At 63.5% G+C, this 20,555-nt stretch carries 21 protein-coding genes; 16 read left to right on the forward strand and 5 right to left on the reverse strand.

The genetic code is table 11. The features are described 5' to 3' along the window. Positions 1-90: 90 nt before the first annotated feature. The 11 genes from LGH82_RS14950 (at position 91) to LGH82_RS15000 (ending at position 10,424) form a co-directional block, all read left to right on the forward strand. A complete protein-coding gene (locus tag LGH82_RS14950) occupies positions 91-1,098 on the forward strand; it encodes an ABC transporter permease (protein ID WP_227349190.1) in 1,008 nt (335 codons plus the stop codon). Next, positions 1,091-1,939 (forward strand): ABC transporter permease, encoded by an 849-nt coding sequence (locus LGH82_RS14955; RefSeq protein WP_227349191.1) that lies wholly within the window; start codon positions 1,091-1,093, stop codon positions 1,937-1,939. Before LGH82_RS14950 ends, LGH82_RS14955 begins: the two co-directional genes overlap by 8 nt. Next, positions 1,936-2,814: an ABC transporter ATP-binding protein gene (locus LGH82_RS14960; protein ID WP_227349192.1), complete on the forward strand. Its 879-nt coding sequence runs from the start codon at positions 1,936-1,938 to the stop codon at positions 2,812-2,814. Before LGH82_RS14955 ends, LGH82_RS14960 begins: the two co-directional genes overlap by 4 nt. Beyond that, entirely contained in the window at positions 2,807-3,643 is an 837-nt protein-coding gene (locus LGH82_RS14965) for an ATP-binding cassette domain-containing protein (RefSeq protein ID WP_227349193.1), read from the forward strand. Before LGH82_RS14960 ends, LGH82_RS14965 begins: the two co-directional genes overlap by 8 nt. Positions 3,644-3,713: 70 nt before the next feature. Continuing rightward, positions 3,714-4,313 carry a VOC family protein gene (locus LGH82_RS14970; protein ID WP_227349194.1) on the forward strand — a complete coding sequence of 200 codons (600 nt, stop codon included), beginning with the start codon at positions 3,714-3,716 and terminating at the stop codon, positions 4,311-4,313. Positions 4,314-4,453: 140 nt separating this feature from the next. Continuing rightward, positions 4,454-6,748 (forward strand): bifunctional salicylyl-CoA 5-hydroxylase/oxidoreductase, encoded by a 2,295-nt coding sequence (locus LGH82_RS14975; RefSeq protein ID WP_227349195.1) that lies wholly within the window; start codon positions 4,454-4,456, stop codon positions 6,746-6,748. Beyond that, positions 6,745-7,518, forward strand: a complete 774-nt coding sequence (locus LGH82_RS14980; RefSeq protein ID WP_227349196.1) for an SDR family NAD(P)-dependent oxidoreductase — start codon at positions 6,745-6,747, stop codon at positions 7,516-7,518. The genes LGH82_RS14975 and LGH82_RS14980 overlap by 4 nt, the downstream gene beginning before the upstream one ends. Then, on the forward strand, positions 7,512-7,982 hold the full coding sequence (locus tag LGH82_RS14985) for a MarR family winged helix-turn-helix transcriptional regulator (RefSeq protein WP_227349197.1): 471 nt from the start codon (positions 7,512-7,514) through the stop codon (positions 7,980-7,982). The genes LGH82_RS14980 and LGH82_RS14985 overlap by 7 nt, the downstream gene beginning before the upstream one ends. After that, entirely contained in the window at positions 7,979-8,791 is an 813-nt protein-coding gene (locus LGH82_RS14990) for an enoyl-CoA hydratase family protein (RefSeq protein ID WP_227349198.1), read from the forward strand. Before LGH82_RS14985 ends, LGH82_RS14990 begins: the two co-directional genes overlap by 4 nt. Further along, positions 8,791-9,939, forward strand: a complete 1,149-nt coding sequence (locus LGH82_RS14995; RefSeq protein ID WP_227349199.1) for an acyl-CoA dehydrogenase family protein — start codon at positions 8,791-8,793, stop codon at positions 9,937-9,939. The genes LGH82_RS14990 and LGH82_RS14995 overlap by 1 nt, the downstream gene beginning before the upstream one ends. An 89-nt stretch (positions 9,940-10,028) precedes the next feature. Then, on the forward strand, positions 10,029-10,424 hold the full coding sequence (locus LGH82_RS15000; protein WP_227349200.1) for a RidA family protein: 396 nt from the start codon (positions 10,029-10,031) through the stop codon (positions 10,422-10,424). Positions 10,425-10,458: 34 nt separating this feature from the next. Here LGH82_RS15000 and LGH82_RS15005 read toward each other — a convergent pair whose 3' ends face one another. After that, complete coding sequence (locus LGH82_RS15005; protein ID WP_227349201.1) at positions 10,459-11,550, reverse strand: LLM class flavin-dependent oxidoreductase; 1,092 nt, start codon at positions 11,548-11,550, stop codon at positions 10,459-10,461. Positions 11,551-11,673: 123 nt separating this feature from the next. Here LGH82_RS15005 and LGH82_RS15010 point away from each other — a divergent pair, with 123 nt between their 5' ends. The 5 genes from LGH82_RS15010 to LGH82_RS15030 all read left to right on the forward strand — a co-directional run bounded on the left by LGH82_RS15010 (position 11,674) and on the right by LGH82_RS15030 (position 16,859). Continuing rightward, entirely contained in the window at positions 11,674-12,450 is a 777-nt protein-coding gene (locus tag LGH82_RS15010; protein ID WP_227349202.1) for an HpcH/HpaI aldolase family protein, read from the forward strand. 188 nt (positions 12,451-12,638) lie between these two features. After that, entirely contained in the window at positions 12,639-13,808 is a 1,170-nt protein-coding gene (locus tag LGH82_RS15015; RefSeq protein WP_227349203.1) for a pyridoxal phosphate-dependent aminotransferase, read from the forward strand. A 74-nt stretch (positions 13,809-13,882) separates the two neighbouring features. Next, positions 13,883-14,680 carry an ABC transporter substrate-binding protein gene (locus tag LGH82_RS15020; RefSeq protein WP_227349204.1) on the forward strand — a complete coding sequence of 266 codons (798 nt, stop codon included), beginning with the start codon at positions 13,883-13,885 and terminating at the stop codon, positions 14,678-14,680. 194 nt (positions 14,681-14,874) lie between these two features. Further along, positions 14,875-15,549 (forward strand): amino acid ABC transporter permease, encoded by a 675-nt coding sequence (locus tag LGH82_RS15025; protein WP_227349205.1) that lies wholly within the window; start codon positions 14,875-14,877, stop codon positions 15,547-15,549. 44 nt (positions 15,550-15,593) lie between these two features. Beyond that, positions 15,594-16,859 (forward strand): cysteine desulfurase-like protein, encoded by a 1,266-nt coding sequence (locus LGH82_RS15030; protein ID WP_227349206.1) that lies wholly within the window; start codon positions 15,594-15,596, stop codon positions 16,857-16,859. 37 nt (positions 16,860-16,896) lie between these two features. Here the strand turns inward: LGH82_RS15030 and LGH82_RS15035 are convergent, their stop codons facing one another. From LGH82_RS15035 to LGH82_RS15050, 4 genes are all read right to left on the reverse strand, one after another. After that, positions 16,897-17,730: a dipeptide ABC transporter ATP-binding protein gene (locus LGH82_RS15035; RefSeq protein ID WP_227349207.1), complete on the reverse strand. Its 834-nt coding sequence runs from the start codon at positions 17,728-17,730 to the stop codon at positions 16,897-16,899. Next, positions 17,727-18,584 carry an ABC transporter ATP-binding protein gene (locus LGH82_RS15040; protein ID WP_227349591.1) on the reverse strand — a complete coding sequence of 286 codons (858 nt, stop codon included), beginning with the start codon at positions 18,582-18,584 and terminating at the stop codon, positions 17,727-17,729. Before LGH82_RS15040 ends, LGH82_RS15035 begins: the two co-directional genes overlap by 4 nt. A 2-nt stretch (positions 18,585-18,586) precedes the next feature. After that, the gene (locus tag LGH82_RS15045; protein ID WP_227349592.1) at positions 18,587-19,441 is read right to left on the reverse strand and encodes an ABC transporter permease subunit; all 855 of its coding nucleotides are present in this window, start codon (positions 19,439-19,441) and stop codon (positions 18,587-18,589) included. A 70-nt stretch (positions 19,442-19,511) separates the two neighbouring features. Continuing rightward, positions 19,512-20,519: an ABC transporter permease subunit gene (locus LGH82_RS15050; protein ID WP_227349208.1), complete on the reverse strand. Its 1,008-nt coding sequence runs from the start codon at positions 20,517-20,519 to the stop codon at positions 19,512-19,514. Between the last annotated feature and the right edge of the window lie 36 nt (positions 20,520-20,555).

The raw sequence follows: 20,555 nt of genomic DNA on the forward strand, positions 1-20,555 counted from the left end.
TATCGGCCTGGAATTGCCGCGCGCCGTCGATTGCGACGGCGCGCATTCTCTACCAAGCATGGGAGCTAGCGGGCTCCCGCAAAGATTTACATGCTCCTGCAGAGATTTCTGATCCGTCTTCTGACGATGATGGTCACGCTGTTCGGCGTGGCCGTCGTCGTGTTCGTCGTGATCCGCGTAGCGCCCGGGGATCCCATAGCGATGATGCTGCCACCCGGCGCGACGGATGCCGACATTGCCCGGCTGCGGGCGCTCTACGGGCTCGACAAGACCATCGTGCAGCAGTTCTTCATCTGGCTTTCCGGCGTCGTCCGAGGCGATTTCGGCACCTCGATCTCGCTGCGGCAGAACGTGCTCGGCCTCGTCTTCAATCGGCTGCCGGCGACGCTGGAACTTGCCATCGTCGCCCTTGTCATGGCGGTTGCGATCGGCGGAACGACGGCGATCATCGGCGCGCGAGAACGCGGCACGGCGATCGAAGCCGGCATCGACATCGCCAGCGGGACGGCGCTGTCCATTCCCGATTTCCTGTGGGGCCTGGTGCTGATCCTGCTGTTTGGCGTGCTGGTGCCTATCTTCGACATTTCCGGCCGGGTGTCACCGCAGCTCGACCTGCCCTTCGTCACCCAATTCTATCTGTTCGAGAGCGTGCTTCGGCTGCGCTTCGACCTGACCTGGGATCTCCTCAAACACATGCTGATGCCGGCGGTTGCCTTGGCGCTGCCGCTGGCCGCGATCATCTCGCAGCTGTTGAAACAGTCGCTGAAGGAAGTGCTCGATCTCGACTATGTCATGCTGGCGCGGGTGAAGGGGTTTTCGGAAACGCAGGTCATCCTGCGCGAGGCGCTGAAGAATGCCGCCCTGCCGACGCTTACCCTGGTTGGCGTGCAATTCACCTTCCTCATCGGCGGCACCGTCATCGTCGAGCGGCTGTTTTCCTATGAAGGTCTCGGCAATATGGCGATCGATGCCGTCATCAATCGCGATCTGCCGCTGATCCAGGGCATCGTGCTGGTCTTCGCGCTGCTGTTCGTGCTGATCAACCTTGCCGTAGACATGATGTATGCCTTGCTCAATCCGAGGCTGCGCCATGGATGACGGCCGCATTTCACGACATGGCTCGAGCGCAAAGCTGTGGCTGGCCGGCGGCTGGCTGCTGCCGGCGCTGCTGGCCGCGATCTTCGCGCCGCTGGTCGCAGCGCAAGATCCGCTGGCGCAGGACCTGATGCTGGAGCGGCTGCCTCCCTTCTGGATGAACGGCGCCGAGCCCGGCTACTGGCTGGGCACGGACAGCCTCGGCCGCGATCTCTTGTCCCGGCTGATCTTCGGCGGACGCATCGCTTTCATCGTCGCCTTCGCCGCTGCAATCGCCGCCTGTCTGGTCGGCTCGACGCTCGGCCTGATCGCCGGCTATTTCGGCGGCTGGGCCGATCGCATCATCTCACGCATCGTCGAGATCTGGATGGCCTTCCCACCGGTGCTGTTCGCCATCCTGCTGGTGGCCGTGCTTGGCACGGGCCTGAGCTCGGTCATCCTGGCTATCGCCATCATCGACTGGACACGCTTCTGCCGGGTCATCCGCGCCGAGGCGATGGGCCAGTCGCGGATGGACTATGTCGAGAATGCCCGCATCGCGGGCTATGGCCGCATCGGCATCATGCTGCGCGAAGTGCTGCCCAATGTCGTGCCCTCGATCGTGGCGCTTCTGTCGCTGGAAATGGGCATCGCCGTCATCGTCGAGGCGATCCTGTCCTTCGTCAACCTGTCGATCTCGACGGATGATCCGACCTGGGGCGGCATCATCGCCGAGGGCCGGCTATCCATCCATCAGGCGTGGTGGGTGCTGGTGTTCCCGCTGATCACGCTGATCCTGACGGTGCTGTCGTTCAGCCAGTTCGGCGAGGCGCTGCGGGCGCGCTTCGATCCGGTGCTGCGATGAGCGCTTGCCTCCACATCAGGGATTTGAGCGCCGTGTTGCCGAACGGCCAGCGCGTGCTGCGCTCGGTATCGCTTTCCGTACAGCCCGGCGAAGTGCGTGCACTGGTCGGCGAGAGCGGCGCCGGCAAGACCATGATCGGCAAGGCGGTGCTCGGCGTCTTGCCGTCGAGCGTGCGGATCGTCGAGGGCGACATGCTGCTCGAAGGCGAAGACCTCGGCAAGCTGCAGCCCAAGGCACGGCGCACGTTGATCGGCGCGCGCACGGCGCTGATCCCGCAGGACCCGCTGACCGCGCTCAACCCGTCGCGGCGCATCGGTCCACAGATGACCGACCGGCTGGTGCGCATCCTCGGCTGGAGCGGCGAGAGGGCCGTCCAGCGCACCCGCCAGTTGCTGGACGAGGTGCAGATCCGCGATCCCGACCGCGTGCTGAAAAGCTATCCGCACGAGCTTTCCGGCGGCATGCGCCAACGCGTGCTGATCGCCGCCGCCTTCGCCGCCGAGCCACGGCTGATCGTCGCCGACGAGCCTACGACAGCGCTCGACGTCACCGTGCAGAAGCAGATCCTGCGCCTGATCGCGCAATTGCAGCGCGAGCACGGCACGGCGATCCTGTTCGTCACCCATGACCTCGGCGTCGTTGCCAAGATCAGCCAGAAAGTTTCGGTGCTCTATGCCGGCAAGGTGGTGGAAGAGGCCGAGACGGCTGATCTCTTTGCCGCCCCGCGGCACCCCTACACGCGGGCGCTGATGGCCGCGACGCCACGCTACACCGATCCGTTCGCCTCGCTGAAGCCGGTGGATGAGGCCGTGCTGGCCGGACTGGCCTCGGAGATCACAGCTGCCGACCAGGCGTGGAGGCGGCCGCATGGCTGAGCCGTTGTTTTCCGTGCGCGGCCTGAAGGTCGCCTTGCCCGACATGACGCGCAAGCCGCTGATCGGGCGGGCGCCGATGATCGAAATCCTGAAAGGCCTGGATTTCGATCTGCCCAGGGGATCGGTCACCGGCATCGTCGGCGAATCCGGTTCCGGCAAGTCGACGCTCGGCCGCGCCCTGGTGCGCCTTCTTGAGCCGAGCGCAGGCAGCATCAGCTTCGACGGCCGCGATATCACCCATCTGCCGGAAGCAGAGCTTAGGCCACTGCGTCGCGATCTGCAGATGATCTTCCAGGATCCGATGTCGTCGCTCAATCCGCGCCGCACCATCGCCAGCATCATCGCCGCGCCGCTGAAGCAGAACGGCCTTGGTGACAACCTCAAGGATCGTGTTGCCGAAGCGCTGCAGCGCGTCGGCCTGCCGCAGGACTTCGCCAGCCGCTACCGCCATGAACTGTCGGGCGGCCAACGCCAACGCGTCGGCATTGCGCGTGCGCTCGCCCTGTCGCCGAAATTCGTGCTGGCGGACGAAATCGTCTCCGGCCTCGACGTGTCGACCCAGGCGCAGATCCTGACGCTGCTGGAAAGGCTCGCGGCCGAGATGGGACTGACCGTCGCCTTCATCAGTCACGATCTTTCAGTGATCCGGCGGCTGTGCCGGCAGGTGATCGTCATGCGCCAGGGCATGATTGTCGAAGCCAGCGCCACCGACAGTTTGTTCGAGAACCCGCGGCAGGACTACACGCGCGACCTGATATCAGCCATCCCGCTGCCCGAAATCGATCCGGGCTGGCTGGACCTTTCTCCCATCGCAAAGGCACCGGCATGAAGCATCCGCACGCCGAAAGCGGGCCCCGGCGTGCAGCATCGAAAAGGCCCGCGAGTGGAGGAGACCTGAGATGAAGTCTGCAATCCGAAATGCAACGCTCGTTGCCGCTGTCCTGGGCAGCGCCGGGATGGCCATGGCCAGCTCGATACCCGGCATGCGTGGACACGACCACACCGGGATCACGGTTCCCGATATGAAGCAGGCGGTCGATTTCTTCACCGAGGTGGTCGGTTGCAAGAAGGCCATGTCGTTTGGCCCGTTCGCCGACGACAAGGGCACATTCATGCAGGATGTGCTGGGCGTCGACCCCAAGGCCGTGATCGAGCAGATCACCATGGTGCGCTGCGGCACCGGATCGAACATCGAGCTGTTCAAATACACCGCGCCCGATCAGAAAGACCTGACGCCGCGCAACAGCGACATAGGCGGATTCCACATCGCCTTCTATGTCGACGATGTCGCCGCCGCGAAAGCCTATCTCGATGCGAAGGGGGTCAAGACCAGGATGGGGCCGATTCCGCTTTCCGAAGGACCGGCCGCCGGCCAGACCATTCTTTATTTCCAGGCGCCCTGGGGCCTGCAGCTGGAAGCGATCAGCTATCCAAACGGAATGGCTTACGAGAAAGGCGCCGAGACCGTGCTCTGGAGCCCGAAGAACCCGGAAAAGTGATGCGCATGCGTGCTTGCGGGTCACCCGCAAGCACGCCACACCTCCATGAAGCGAATCGTTTCCAATATGAAACTTTAAGCTTGAAATAAATTATCCTCGGCGCGATACTGCCAACAGCGAGCGAAGAGGAGATCGCACAGATGAAGGTTGCGGTTCTCGGCGGCGGACCTGCCGGCCTCTACTTTGCCATTTCGATGAAACTCCGGGACGCCTCCCACGAGGTGACGGTGTTCGAGCGCAACCGCGCCGACGACACGTTCGGCTGGGGTGTCGTGCTGTCGGCCGAGACGCTCGAAAACCTGTCGAAGAACGATCCGGTCAGCGCCGTCTGGATCAAGAAGCATTTTGCCTATTGGGACGACATCGCCGTGATCCATGACGGCGTGCGCACGGTCTCATCAGGGCATGGCTTCTGCGGCATCGGCCGCAAGCGGCTTCTCGTACTGCTGCAGCGGCGCGCGCGCGAACTGGGCGTCACGCTCTCCTTCGAGACCGATATCGCCGATCCCCGGCCCTATATGGAGACGTATGATCTGGTCGTCGCCGCCGACGGGCTGAACTCCAGGGCGCGAAACACCTTCGTCGACGTGTTCAAGCCCGACATCGACACCCGCAAATGCAAGTTCGTGTGGCTGGGCACCAACCAGAAATTCGACGACGCCTTCACCTTCATCTTCGAGAAGACCGAGCATGGCTGGGTGTGGGCGCATGCCTACCAGTTCGACAGCGAAACCGCGACCTTCATCGTCGAGTGCAGCGAACAGACTTGGGCTGCCTTCGGCTTCGGTTCGATGACGCAACAGGAGTCCATCGCGATCTGCGAGCGTATCTTCCAAAAACATCTTGGCGGCCACGCGCTGATGACCAATGCCAACCACATTCGCGGCTCGGCCTGGATCAATTTCCCGCGCGTGCTGTGCGAGCGCTGGTCCTACAAGAACCTGGCGCTGATGGGCGATGCCGCGGCATCGGCGCATTTCTCGATTGGCTCCGGCACCAAGCTGGCGCTCGAAAGTGCGGTGGCGCTTGCCGAGTATGTCGAGTCCGAGCCGGACCTCGACGCCGCGTTCCGCAAATATGAGGACGCGCGCCGCACCGAGGTGCTGAAGCTGCAGTCCGCAGCGCGCAACTCGCTCGAATGGTTCGAGGAGGTGGAGCGCTATCTCGGCCTCGATCCGGTGCAGTTCAACTATTCGCTTTTGACCCGCTCGCAGCGCATCAGCCACGAGAATTTGCGGCTGCGCGATGCCGAATGGCTTGGCGGTGCGGAAGAATGGTTCCAGCGCCAGGCTGGCGCAGGCGGTAACAGCCTTCGCCGTGCGCCGATGTTCGCGCCGTTCAAGTTGCGCGACATGACACTCAACAACCGAATCGTCGTCTCGCCGATGGCGCAGTACAAGGCGGTCGATGGCTGCCCGACAGACTGGCATTTCACCCACTACGCCGAACGGGCCAAGGGCGGCGCCGGGCTGGTCTATATCGAGATGACGTGCGTCAGCCCCGAAGGCCGTATCACGCCCGGCTGCCCGGGCTTTTACGCGCCCGAACATGAGGTGGCGTGGGAGCGGCTGGTGGACTTCGTCCACACCGAGACCGAGGCGAAGATCTGCGCCCAGATCGGCCATTCCGGCGCCAAGGGTTCGACCCGGCTCGGCTGGGAGGGCACCGACGTGCCGCTGACCTCCGGCAACTGGCCGATCATGTCGGCGTCAGCGGTGGCATGGTCCGCGCAGAACCAGGTTCCGAAGGCGATGGACCGCGCCGACATGGATTTGGTGCGCGACCAATTCGTGGCTTCGGCCGAGATGGCGGATCGTTGCGGCTTCGACATGTTGGAGATCCATGCCGCGCACGGCTATCTGCTGTCCTCCTTCATCACCCCGGTCACCAACCAGCGCACGGACGCCTATGGCGGCTCGCTCGAAAACCGGATGCGCTATCCGCTGGAGATCTTCCGCGCCGTGCGCGCCGCCTGGCCGGCCGGCAAGCCGATCTCGATGCGCATCTCGGCCAATGACTGGGTCGGCATCGAAGGTGTGACGCCAGCCGACGCGGTCGAGATCGCGCGATTGCTGCATGAAGCCGGCGTCGACATCTGCGACGTGTCGGCGGGCCAGACATCGGCGGCGGCAAAGCCTGTCTACGGCCGCATGTTCCAGACGCCGTTTTCCGATCGCATCCGCAACGAGGTCGGCATGGCGACGATGGCAGTCGGCAACATCTATGAGCCGGACCATGTCAACTCGATCCTGATGGCCGGCCGCGCCGACCTCGTAGCGCTTGCACGGCCGCATCTCGCTGATCCCTACTGGACGCTGCATGCCGCGGTGACGCTCGGCGATCGAGGCGTCAAGTGGCCTGATCCCTATCTGCCGGGACGCGACCAGCTCTATCGGCTGGCCGAGCGCGATGCGGCGGCGGGGCTGAAAGTATGAGCGCAGCATCAGCAGTCGCGGGCCGGCATGCGCTGGTCACAGGCGGTGGTTCCGGCGTCGGCCGTGCAATCGCGCTGGCGTTGGCCAATGCGGGCGTTGACGTAACCATCTGCGGCCGCCGCGAAGCCGAGCTCGCCAAGGTGGTTGATGAAAGCGACCGCATCTTCGCCGTCGCCGCCGACGTCACCAACGAGGCGGCAATGGCTGCCCTGTACGAGACGGCTGAGGCCGCGCGCGGCCCTATCGACATCGTCGTCGCCAATGCCGGCATGTCCGGCAGCGCAGCAGCGCACAGAACCGCGCTCAGTGATTGGCAGCGGACGCTCGACGTCAACCTGACCGGTTCGTTCCTGACGGTGAAGCCGGCGCTGGCCGGCATGGCCGCGCGGAAGACAGGCCGGATCATTTTCATTGCTTCGACCGCGGGCCTGAAGGGTTACGCCTATGTTGCTCCGTATGTCGCGGCCAAGCATGGCGTTGTCGGCCTGATGCGCGCGCTGGCCGCCGAGACGGCAAAATCCGGCGTGACGGTCAATGCCATATGCCCGGGCTTCGTCGAAACCGAGATGCTGGAGGACTCCATCCAGCGCATCATCGAAAAGACCGGCCGCTCGGACGAGCAGGCGCGGGCGAGCCTCGCCTCGACAAATCCGCAGGGCCGCTTCATCCAGCCGGAGGAGGTTGCGGAAGCGGTGCTCTGGCTGTGCGGCAATGCCGCCCAATCCATCACCGGACAGGCAATCTCCATTTCGGGAGGCGAAACATGGTAGCCGGTCCTCTCCCCGCCCCCTCCGGCCCCGGCAAGGATCGCCTGCGGTTGTGGGTGCGCCTGTTGCGGGCGTCGCGCACAATAGAGTCCGAGTTGCGCGAACGTCTGAGGCAGGAATTCAACACGACGCTGCCACGCTTCGATGTGATGGCCGCGCTCTACCGCGCGCCCGAGGGTATGCTGATGAGCGACCTGTCACGCTTCCTGCTGGTGTCCAACGGCAATGTGACGGGCATCGTCGACCGTCTGGTGTCTGAGGGACTTGTCGCCCGCGCGCGCCGCAACGGCGACCGCCGCACGTCGATGGTGCGGTTGACCGAGGAAGGGTCGAAGGCGTTCGGCATCATCGCCGCCGCGCACGAAGGCTGGATCAGCGAGTTGCTGGGCAATGTCAGCGAGGACGACGCACGCGGTCTGAGCGGCATGCTCAAATCCTTTCGAAGCAATTGGGAGGGCCGGGAATGACTGCCATGGCTGGGTTGAAGCCGAAGCATTTCCTTTGGCAAGTCGAGGGCAAGGTCGCTAGGATCCGGCTCGACCGGCCGGAGCGCAAGAACCCGCTGACTTTTGAAAGCTATGCCGAGCTGCGCGATACGTTTCGCGATCTGGTCTACGCCGACGACGTCGACGCCGTGGTGTTCCTGCCCAATGGCGGCAATTTCTGCTCCGGCGGCGATGTCCACGACATCATCGGGCCGCTGGTCAGGATGGACATGAAGGAGCTCCTGGCCTTCACGCGCATGACCGGCGATTTCGTCAAGGCGATGCTGAATTGCGGCAAGCCGATCATCGCGGCCATCGACGGCGTGGCGGTGGGCGCCGGCGCGATCATCGCCATGGCATCGGACATCCGCATCGCGACACCGGAAGCCAAGACGGCGTTCCTGTTCACGCGAGTCGGCCTGGCCGGCTGCGACATGGGCGCCTGCGCGATCCTGCCGCGCATCATCGGCCAGGGCCGCGCCGCCGAACTGCTCTACACCGGCCGCACAATGACGGCGGCGGAAGGCGAGCGCTGGGGTTTCTACAACCGGCTGGTTGATGCCGCCGCGCTCGAAGCCGACGCGCTCGACATGGCCGCGCGCATCGTCTCCGGTCCAACCTTCGCTCACGGTATCACCAAGACACAGTTGAACCAGGAATGGTCGATGGGTCTCGACCAGGCGATCGAGGCGGAAGCGCAGGCGCAAGCGATCTGCATGCAGACCCGCGATTTCGAGCGCGCCTACAACGCCTTTGTCGACAAGCAGAAGCCGGTGTTCGAGGGCAATTGATGGCTGACAAGAGCTTTCTCAACTGGCCGTTCTTCGAGGACCGCCATCGCGAACTGGCCGAGCGGCTGGACGCATGGTGCACGACAAACCTGCCTGTCGACCATCATGATGTCGACGCCGCCTGCCGTGAGCTGGTGGCAAAGCTCGGCAAGGATGGATGGCTGAAGCCGACGGCTGTCGACACCGACAATCCCGGGCCGCTGGACGTGCGCACCTTGTGCATCACGCGCGAGACACTGGCCCGGCATGACGGGTTGGCCGATTTCGCCTTCGCCATGCAGGGGCTCGGCACCGGTGCGCTCAGCCTGTTTGGTACGCGTGACCAGCAGGACTGGCTGACCAAGACCCGCGCGGGCAAGGCGATTTCCGCCTTCGCTCTGTCGGAACCGCGCTCCGGCTCGGACGTCGCCAACATGGAAATGACGGCCGTCCGCGACGGCGACAACTATGTTCTCAATGGCGAGAAGACCTGGATTTCCAATGGCGGCATCGCCGATCTCTACATCGTCTTTGCCCGTACCGGCGAGGCACCGGGCGCCAAGGGACTTTCGGCGTTCATCGTGCCGGCCGAGACGAAAGGCCTGACCATCGCCGAGCGGCTGGAAGTGATCGCGCCGCATCCGCTGGCGCGCCTGTCCTTCGATGGCGCCCGCGTTCCTGCATCCGCGCTGATCGGCAAGCCGGGCGACGGTTTTCGCATCGCCATGTCCGTGCTCGATGTGTTCCGCTCGACCGTCGGTGCGGCAGCGCTAGGCTTTGCGCGGCGTGCGCTGGACGAGAGCATAAAAAGGGTGGTCGGGCGAAAACTGTTCGGCGCGCCAATGGCGGAGTTGCAGATGGTGCAGGGCCACATCGCCGATATGGCGCTCGATGTCGATGCGGCCGCCCTTCTGGTCTATCGCGCCGCCTGGACCAAGGACATGGGCGCTGCCCGCGTCACCCGCGAGGCGGCGATGGCCAAGCTGTTCGCCACCGACAAGGCGCAGGAGGTGATCGACAAGGCCGTGCAACTGCATGGCGGCGACGGTGTCCGCAAAGGCCATATCGTCGAAAGCCTCTACCGCGAGATCCGCGCGCTGCGTATCTACGAAGGAGCGTCGGACGTGCAGAAGGTGGTGATCGCCAGGCAGGTCATGGGAGCGGCCTGAGGCCTCTTCCTGTGTCGAGGAATTTGTAGGCCGGATTGTTTTCGAACGCAGACATTGCGAACCGAGTTTAGGGAATCGGGAGACTGGACATGCACACCATCCTGCAGCCGGAAGGCTGGGCGAAACCAGTCGGCTACGCCAACGGCGTCGCCGCGCGCGGGCAGCTTGTCTTCGTCGGCGGACAGATCGGCTGGAACGGGCAATGCCAGTTCGAAACCGATGATTTCGTCGGCCAGGTGCGCCAGACGCTTGAAAACGTGGTGGCGGTTCTCGCAGAGGCCGGCGCCGGCCCGCAGCACATTACCTCGATGACCTGGTATTTTACCGACAAGGCCGAATACCTCGCCAACCTCAGGGGTCTCGGCGAGGCCTATCGCGCCGTGATCGGCCGCCACTACCCCGCCATGGCCGCCATGCAGGTAGTGTCGCTTGTCGAGGACCGCGCCAAGATCGAAATCCAGGCCACCGCCGTTATTCCGGAATAGCCAATCCCCGGAATAATTGTCCTCCTGGAATAATCTATTCGCGAAGCCCGGCCAGCCTCAGCAGCGGCAGCACGCGGTCGCAGAAATAGGGCAATTCCCTAGTGTAGTTCACGAAGGACAGCGCAATTCCCTGATAGCCCTGTTCGGCTATGGCAGCCATGTCGGCAGCGATCGTCTCCGGTGTGCCGACCAGAGGATAGGTGCCGGCGCCGCCGGCAAAACGCTGGCGATAGCGATCATAGGCATGCGTATCGTGGGACTGGGAGAACTCCTTCTTGCCGGCCATATGGGCATCGACGGCGTCATGGTCGGCCATATCAACGGCATATCTGTTATAATAGGTTTGCGCCTCTTCCATGGTCTCCCGGCAGACGACATGCGCCACTGTGTAGACACCGACGTCGCGCCCGTGCTTGTCGGCGCGCTCACGTATGTCGATGACATGCTTGCCAGCATCGGCCATTTCCGAAAAGGTCGTGAACAGGTAGTCGCATTTGGCCGACGCGAAATCGCGGCCCGGTCCGCCGAAGGCGGCGTTCATGGTCACCGGTCGTGGAACCTGCAGACTGGCCGGTCGGCTGACCGCTTCCTTCAGGCGATAATAGGTCCCTTCGTAGTCGAGCGGCTCGTCCGAAGCATAGAGTTTCTCAACGATCTCGATCCATTCCGCCGCCTGGTCGTAGCCTTTCTCGACCAGCGGCGTGCCGAACATGCCGAATTCCTTCGGGTTCCAGCCGCAGACGATGTTGAGCCCGGCCCGACCATTGCTGATATGATCGACCGTCGCCAACGACTTCGCGGCATAGAGCGGATGCACCAGCGGCACGTGCACCGTCATGAACAGGCCGATCCGATCGGTGGCGGCGGCAAGAGCGGCGGCCCAGGTGAAGGTCTCGAACGACCATTCCCGCACCTTGTTGCGGCCACCAAAACCGCGCCAGCGGGCGATCGGCAGCATGAACTCCAGGCCGGCACGGTCAGCGATCTGAGCCGCCGTCAGATTGTCCCGCCATGTCGCCGTCCAGCGCTCCGGCACATCGGTAATGGCAAGCCCGCCATCGGCATTGGTCGAAAAGACGCCGAGCTTCAGTTTGTTCGGGCCGTGCAGGGGATGTGCCTTGATCATGTCTCGAACTCTCGGGCTGATGACGGCAGGCTAGGGCCACGAGAAAATATTTCAAGCCTGAAATAGCTTCGCCTGGCCGCCGTTTGCGGTTATGGATTCAGGCGGGATGAGAAAGGGATCGGCATGAGCGACTTCCGTCAGAAATGCACGGGCAAGAGCAATCTCGTCGGATCATTCGCCTCGATACCGCATCCCGTTGCGGTGGAAGTGGCGGCACAGTCCGGGCTCGATTTCCTCTGCATCGACTGGGAGCATGCCCAGATATCCCGGGACATGATCGAGAACATGGTCCGGGCAGCCGATGTCAATCGCGTCCCCGCCATGGTGCGCGTTCCCGGCCATGCGCCTGAAGCTATACAGGCGGCGCTGGACAGCGGCGCTCAGGGCGTGCTGGTCCCGCGCGTGTCGACGGCTGCTCAAGCTATCATGGCGGTGAAAGCCTCGCGCTACCCGCCAAACGGTGAGCGAGGCGTGGGACCCGGCCGCGCCGCAGCCTATGGCTATCGCATCCCCAGCTATCTGGCCGCGGCCAATGAAGCGATCGTCGTGGCGGTCCAGGTCGAGACGGCTGAAGGCCTTGCCAACATCGAGGCAATCGCCGCTGTCGACGGCGTCGACGTTATCTTCGTCGGCCCCGGAGATCTTTCGGTGTCGATCGATGCGCTGGGGCCAGCTGGCGCCAGCAGACTTGCCGAGGCGATCCACACGATCATTGGCGCAACGATCGCGCACGACAAGATCGCCGGCATATTCTGCGCGAAGCCTGACGATGTCGGCCGATGGGCGGCCACCGGCGCAAGCTTTTTCATACTGGCCAGCGACGCGATGTTCCTTGGGGCGGGCGCTGCCGCCGGCTGCATCGCGGCGCGGGCCGAGCTGGAGCGAGGCAAAGCCAGCTAGGCGTGCCGGGCACCGATAATTTTTTAAGCTTAAAACTTTTGCCTTGAAAAGTCCGGCACTTTGGATAAGCATTCCCTAACGATCGTGGCTCCCGTGCCGTAAGTGCTTGACGGTGGTTGCATCGTGCTGTCCCGGGTGCGATCAAGAGGTGTTTGTACTTGTCGTTCATGCCGCCCCAGTCAACGTCCATGGCGCGCTATGCCTTCGATGGTATCCGCGCCCAAATCCGCGACCTGCACACCGAAAACATCGCCAACCTTGCCGTGCGCGCCCGTGAACTGGGCGACGTGATCGCGCTTTGGTACGGCGAAGGCGACATGGTGACGCCCGCCTTCATTCGCGACGCCGCCAAGGCGGCGTTCGATGACGGCCAGACGTTCTACGTTCCCAACATGCGTGGCCTGGGCCCGCTGAATGAGGCGCTGTCGGAGTACCAGACGCGCCTGCACGGACGCTCGATCCCCGTTGCACGCACCACGGTGACGCCGGGCGGCATGCAGGCGCTCTATCTGGCGCTGGAACTGCTCGTCGATGTCGGTACGAACGTCGTCTATGTCGCCCCGCAATGGCCCAACATCCACAATGCCATCCATCTAATCGGCGGCGAGCCGCGTCCGTTTTCGCTCGACTTCAAGGGCGACTGGCAGCTTGACCTCGACCGGCTGTTTGCGACCTGTGATGCGCGCACGCGGGCAATCTTCCTGTCGACGCCTTCCAACCCGACCGGCTGGACCGCGTCGCGCCAGGAGATGCAGGCCCTGCTCGAGTTCAGCAGGCGCACCGGTATCTGGATCATCTCCGACGAGGTCTATGGTCGGCTCTATTTCGACGGCAACGTTGCCCCCTCGATCCTGCAGATCGCCGAGGACGGAGACCGGGTGCTGTCCGTCAATAGTTTTTCCAAGGCCTGGGCGATGACCGGCTGGCGCATCGGCTGGCTGACGCACCCATCCGGTGTGGCCGACCAGCTCGGCGCCATGACCCAGTATGTCAACAGCGGCACCGCCGCCCCGATCCAGGCCGGCGCTGTCGCCGCCATCCGCCAGGGCGAGCCGCTGGTCGAGGAGATCCGGCAGAGGATCAAGACCGGCCTCGACCTCGCCTATGACAGGCTTGGGCGGATTCCGGGCATCGTGCTGCCCACGAAACCGCGCGGCGGCATGTATGCGTTCTTTGCCATGGAAGGCGAAAGCGATGCGCGACAGGCCTGCGCGAAAATCCTGGAGACGGCGCGGGTCGGGCTGGCGCCTGGCCATCTCTTCGGAAATTCTTCAGCAGCCTTCCTGCGCATGTGCGTTTGCCGCGACCGAGATCAGATAGCAACCGCGCTCGATCGCATGAGCGCTGCCATGAATTGACGCCCAGCCGGGAGCGGGGCGGCAAAAAACCGTGCGGGACCAACCCGCCCGATCAACAACCAGAGGGAACAAAAATGAACTTCACACGTCGCAACCTGCTTCTTCTTGCCGCCGCAATCGGCATCGCCGCCGGCCCCGCAACCGCCTATGCGGCGGACGTGCTGAATGTCGGCGCCTATCCGACCAACCCGCCCTTCGAGTTCAAGAACGAGAGCGGCACGTTCGAGGGTTTCGAGGTCGACATCGTCAATGAGGCCGCCAAGCGCATCGGCATGACCACGGACATCGCCGATCTCGGGTTCCAGGCGCTGTTCGCCGCCACCACGTCGAAGCGCATCGACGTCGCCATCTCGTCGATCACCATCACGCCGGAGCGGCTGAAGTCGCAGTCGTTCACCCAGCCCTATTATGATTCCGACATGGGCATCGCCACCAAGTCCGACAGCCCGATCAAGGCCGAGGCCGACCTCAAGGGCAAGATCATCGGCGTGCTGTCCGGCTCGACCGGCGAAACCTGGGTCAAGGCGCATCAGGAAGCCGACGGGTTCAGCGACGTGAAGGGCTACGATACCCAGCAGAACCTGCTGCTCGACCTCAGCGCCGGCCGCGTCGATGCCGCCGTCAGCGACATTCCGGGCATGCAATACGCCTTCACCAAGATGAAGGATCTGGTCGTCAAGGAGCGCATCAAAACCGGCGAACAGTACGGCCTGATGATGACCAAGGACCATCCGCTGCTCGGCAAGCTGAACGACGCGCTGACCGCGATGAAGAAGGATGGCACGCTGGCCGCGATCCACAAGAAGTGGTTCGGCAACGACGCACCCGCCGATTCTTCGACGGCCAAGGAAATGCCGCTACCCAAGGCCTAGTCGGCAATCTGCTAAAATCGTGCCGGTTGTCCATGCCGGCACGATTCCACGGCAGCGCCTCGCGTCCTTGTGAGCGCGCAAATATGCCGTAGCTTTGGATTTTCGCGCATGATCCTTGCCGGAAACCGATTTTGGTTTTCGCAGTCATGCTCACATCTGGCGTCGCGGGACGCCAAACGTTCGGGAATGCTCCCATGTCGCTGCTGGACACCTTCTTCAACGCCGATGTCATCATGTCCAGCCTGCCGGCCCTGCTGCGCGGTTTCCTGAACACGCTGCTGCTCGGGCTGCTCAGCATCGGCATCGGCATCCCCGTCGGCCTGGGGATCAGCCTGCTGCGGCTCTATGCGCCGAAGCCATTCCGGCTGCTGGCTGTCGGCTACATCGACATCTTCCGCGCCCTGCCGGTGCTGGTCGTGCTGATCCTGATCTATTATGCGCTGCCGTTCCTCGGCATACGCCTGTCGTCCTGGGCGTCCGCGGTGACGGCGTTTGCCATCATCATGGCGGCCTATTCAGCCGAGGTGTTCCGCTCCGGCATCGAAAGCATTCCGCGCGGCCAGTTCGAAGCCGCGCAGGCGCTTGGCCTGCCGTTCCTGCTGACCTTGCGCAAGGTGGTGCTGCCGCAGGCGATCCGCCTGGTCATTCCGCCGATGACCAGCAATTGCGTTTCGATGTTCAAGGATACGTCACTCGCCTCCACCGTGGCGCTGCCCGAGCTGCTCAAGGAAGCAACCAACGCGCAGTCGCTCTACGCCAATCCCTCGCCGCTGATCGGCGCGGCGCTGGTCTATCTCATCTTCCTCTGGCCGATGGTCCGCCTGGTCAGCGTTCTCGAGCGCCGCTTCAAGACCGAAAAGACGCGCTGACCTTCACCAATCCCATCTGCAAAAGCACCTCGCAGGAGACCACCTTGAGCAATTCCCAACCCACCAGCGGCGGCTTTCCCGTCGACACCATCCGCGCCATGTTTCCCGCGCTGCAGAGGGCCGGCGACTTCATTTTCCTGGACAACGCCGCCGGCGCGCAGATCCCGCAGAGTGTGCTCGACGCGGTGACCAACCATCTGGTTTCGCACAATGTGCAACGCGGCGGCCGCTATGGCCGCAGCGTCACCGTCGACCAGTCGGTCGCCGATGCGCGCGAGAGCGTCGCGCTGCTGATCAACGCCTACAGCCCCTCGGAAATCTGCTTCGGCATGAACGCCACCTCGTTCATCCGTCTCGTCAGCCTCGGCATCGGCCAGATGCTGGGAGAGCGCGACGAGATCGTCATTACCGACATGGACCATGACGCCAACATCGCCACCTGGCTGGCGCTGGAATCGGCCGGCGCCAAGTTCAAATGGTGGCACATGCGCGAGGACGGCAATCTGCATGTCGACGACCTTCGTCCGCTGGTCTCCGATCGCACCCGCCTCGTCGCCTGCACGGTGACGGCGCATTCGATCGGCTCGATCGTCGATGTCGCTTCCGTTGCCAAGATCGCCCACGCGGCCGGCGCTGAAGTGTTCCTCGACTGCGTGCATTACGGACCGCACGGGCTGATCGACGTTCAGGCCTGGGATTGCGACTATCTGGTCTGCTCCGGCTACAAGAATTTCTCGCCGCATATGGGCTTCCTATGGGGCCGCTTCGAAACGCTGAAGCGGTTGCCGACCTTCCGCGAGGATTTCATCCCCGACGAGCCGCCTTACAAGGTCGAGGCCGGCACCTTCATCTATGAGAACGTGTCGGGCATGGATGCCGCGGTGCAGTATCTGGAATTGATCGGCCGCAATCTCGCGCCGGCAAACAACCGCTCGCGGCGCGAGAACATCGTCACCGGCATGAATGCCATCCGCGACTATGAGCTGGTGCTGGCGCGCGAGATGCTCGCCGTGCTCAAGGATTGCGGCGCGACCATCTACGGCGTTGCCGATGAAGCCCGCATCAATGAGCGCGTGCCGACCTTCTGCTTCAACATCGGCAAGCTGTCGCCGCAGCGGATCGTCGAGGAAATGGCCGATATGCAGATCGGCATCCGCGACGGCCACATGTACGCGCCAAGGCTGATGAAGCGCCTCAACCTCTCGATGGACAGCGGCGCCATCCGCGCCTCGCTCGTCCATTACAACACGGTTGGCGAGATCCACCGTTTCGGCGAAGCGCTGCACGCCATCATCGCCAAGCTGTCTTAGTCGACGAAGGCTGGCCTGACGGCTGCATCGAGCGGCCTCAGGCGGCGGCTTTCTTCTTGGCCAGCCTCGCCTTGATGCTGGCCACGTCGGCGCGTGGAGTCGCCGCGAACAGCGTCTTGGTATAGCTGTGCTTGGGGTCAGCGAAGACCTCCTCGCGCGATCCGTATTCGACCGCCTCGCCGAAATACATCACCATCACGTCGTCGGCGATGTAGCGCACGACGGACAGGTCATGGCTGATGAAGACATAGGTCAGCTGGAATTCGTCCTGCAGATCGGAGAGCAGGTTGAGCACCTGCGCCTGCACCGACAGGTCGAGCGCGGAGACCGGTTCATCCAGCACCAGCAGGCTGGGGTTGAGCATCAGCGCGCGGGCGATGGCAATGCGCTGGCGCTGGCCGCCCGAGAACATGTGCGGGTAGCGGTTGTAGTGTTCAGGACCGAGGCCGACCTTCTTCAGCATCTTCATCGCCAGGTCGCGCCGTTCGGAGGCCGGCTTGTTGGTGTTGATCAGCAGAGGTTCACCCAGCACGTCGCCGATCTTCTGGCGCGGGTTGAGCGAGCCGTAAGGGTTCTGGAAGACGATCTGCACCTTGCGGCGCATTTCCTTCGACAGGCCGTTCTTGGCGATATCGACCTTGTTGCCGTCGATGAAAAGCTCGCCTGCCGTCGCCGGATCGATCAGGGTGATGATGCGGGCGAGCGTGGACTTGCCGCAGCCGCTTTCACCGACGATGGCCAGCGTCTTGCCCTTCTCCACCTTGAAGGAAACGCCCTTGACCGCGTGCACCGTTCGCGGCCCGGTGAACAGGCCGCCACCGATGTGGTAGTCGCGCACGATGTTCTTGCCTTCGAGGACCGTCGTGCTCATGAGGCGGCTCCAGCAACAAGCGGCGCTGGTTCGAACAGCATGTCGGACACTGTCGGCAGGCGGTCGCCGACGGCGTTTTCCGGCAGCGCCGACAGCAGCGCGCGGGTGTAGTTGCTCTTCGGCGATTCAAACAGCGACAGCACGTCGGCCTCTTCCATCTTGCGGCCCTTGTACTGGACGATGACGCGGTCGGCGGTCTCGGCCACCACGCCCATATTGTGGGTGATCATAATCAGGCCCATGCCGTACTTGGCCTGCAGGCCAACCAGAAGATCGAGGATCTGCTTCTGGATGGTGACGTCGAGCGCCGTGGTCGGCTCGTCGGCGATCAATAGTTTCGGATTGCAGGCAATGGCGATGGCGATCATGACGCGCTGGCACTGGCCGCCAGACATCTGGTGCGGATAGGAGTTGAGCCGCTCTTCCGGATCGGCAATGCCGACCAGCTTCATCAGTTCGATGGCGCGGGCGCGCTGCTGGGCGCTGTTCATGCCCATATGGAAGCGCAATACCTCCTGGATCTGGAAGCCGACGGTGAAGCACGGGTTGAGGCTGGCGACCGGTTCCTGGAAGATCATCGAGATGTCCTTGCCGACGATCTTGCGCCGTTCGGACGGGCTGAGCTTCAGGAGATCGACGCCGTCGAAGGCCATGCGATCGGCCTTGACGGTCGCGGTGTTGGGCAGCAGCCCCATCACAGCCAGCATCGACACCGACTTGCCGGAGCCGGACTCGCCGACGATCGCCAGCACTTCGCGCGGCTCGATCGAGAGGTCGATGCCTTGCACGGCCATGAACGGTCCGGCGGCGGTGTCGAAGGAAACGGTGAGGTTCTTGATCTCGAGCAGAGGCATGCTCACGACCTCTTCAGCTTGGGGTCGAGCGCGTCGCGCAGGCCGTCGCCGATCAGGTTGATGGCGAAGACGGTGATCAGGATGGCGAGGCCCGGGAATGTCACCACCCACCAGGCGCGCAGGATGAACTCGCGCGCTTCGGCGAGCATCGTGCCCCATTCCGGCGTCGGTGGCTGGGCGCCCATGCCGAGGAAGCCCAGCGCCGCGGCCTCGAGAATGGCGTTGGAGAAGGACAGCGTCGCCTGCACGATCAGTGGGGCGATGCAGTTGGGCAGGATGGTGACCAGCATCAACCTGATATGGCCGGCGCCGGCGACCTTGGCCGAGACCACATATTCGCGGGTCTTCTCAGCCATCACGGCGGCGCGGGTGAGGCGGGCGAAATGCGGCTGCAGCACGAAAGCGATGGCGATCATCGCATTGACGAGGCCGGGTCCGAGAACCGCGACCAGCACCAGTGCCAGCAGCAGCGACGGGAAGGCCAGGATAATGTCCATGATGCGCATGATCAGCGTGTCGACCCAGCCTCGGCAGTAGCCGGCGAGCAGACCGAGGATGACGCCGGAGATCAGCGCGGTGGTGACGACGACGAAGCCGATCGCAAGCGAGAAGCGCGACCCGTAGATCAGCCGCGAAAGCATGTCGCGGCCCACGGCGTCGGTGCCGAGCAGGAACTGCGCGTTGCCGCCCGCCTGCCAAGCCGGCGGCGTCAGGAAGAAGTCACGGAACTGATCGTCCGGCGAATGCGGCGCCAGCAGCGGTGCGAAGATCGCGATGAGGATCAGCAGCGCGAAGACGAAGAGACCGATCACCGCGCCCTTGTTGATGGAGAAATAATGCCAGAATTCCGCGAACATCTGCAGCCTGGCATCCTGTGGCCTGACGACGGTGGCGGCTTCGATCTCGGCTGGGCCTTCATTGGTCATGTCAGTTGGCCCGTATGCGTGGATTGATGGCGGCATAGAGCACGTCAACGATGAGATTCACGGACATGACGATCAATGCGATCAGCAGCAACCCGCCCTGCACGGTGAAATAGTCGCGCTTGGAAATGGCGTCGATCATCCATTTGCCGATGCCCGGCCAGGAGAAGATGCTCTCGGTCAGTATGGCGCCGGTGAGCAGCGTGCCGACCTGCAGGCCGATGGTGGTGACGACGGGGATCAGGGCGTTGCGGAAAGCATGCAGGCCGACGACCCGGAACGGCGACAGACCCTTGGCGCGCGCCGTGCGCACATAATCCTCACCAAGCACCTCGAGCATGGCCGAGCGCGTCTGCCTGGCGATGACGGCCAACGGGATGGTGCCGAGCACGATGGTGGGCAGGATGAGATGCGACAAGGCCGAGCGGAACGCGCCTTTCTGCCCCGAAATCAGCGAGTCGATTGTCATGAAGCCGGTCACCGGCTTGAAGAAGTACAGGAGGTCGATGCGGCCGGAGACCGGCGTCCAGTGCAGCGTGCCTGAAAACACGATGATCAGCAGCAGCCCCCACCAGAAGATCGGCATGGAGTAGCCGGCAAGCGCCGTTCCCATGGTCAGCTGATCGAACCAGGAACCACGGCGGATGGCGGCGAAGATGCCGAAGGCGACGCCGAAGACGACCGCAAAGATCAGGGCGAAGATGGCAAGTTCGACCGTTGCGGGGAACCGCACCAGGAAATCCTTGAGCACCGGCGTCTTGGTGGAGAACGAGGTGCCGAAATCACCGCTGAGGACGTTGGTCAGATAGGTCAGGTATTGTTGCCAGATCGGCAGGTCGAAGCCGAACTGATGCATCAGCGCCGTGTGACGTTCGGGCGACAGGCCCCGTTCGCCCGCAAGCACCAGCACCGGATCACCGGGCAGGATGCGCACGAAGCCAAACGCGAGGATGGTTATCCCGACGAAGGTCGGGATGATGAGGGCGAGCTTACCGAGGATATAACGCAGCATGGCGGGCGAGTGGGGGCGGAGCCATCTGGCGCCGCC

This window comes from Mesorhizobium sp. PAMC28654 (assembly GCF_020616515.1).
In the GTDB taxonomy this organism is placed as follows: domain Bacteria; phylum Pseudomonadota; class Alphaproteobacteria; order Rhizobiales; family Rhizobiaceae; genus Mesorhizobium.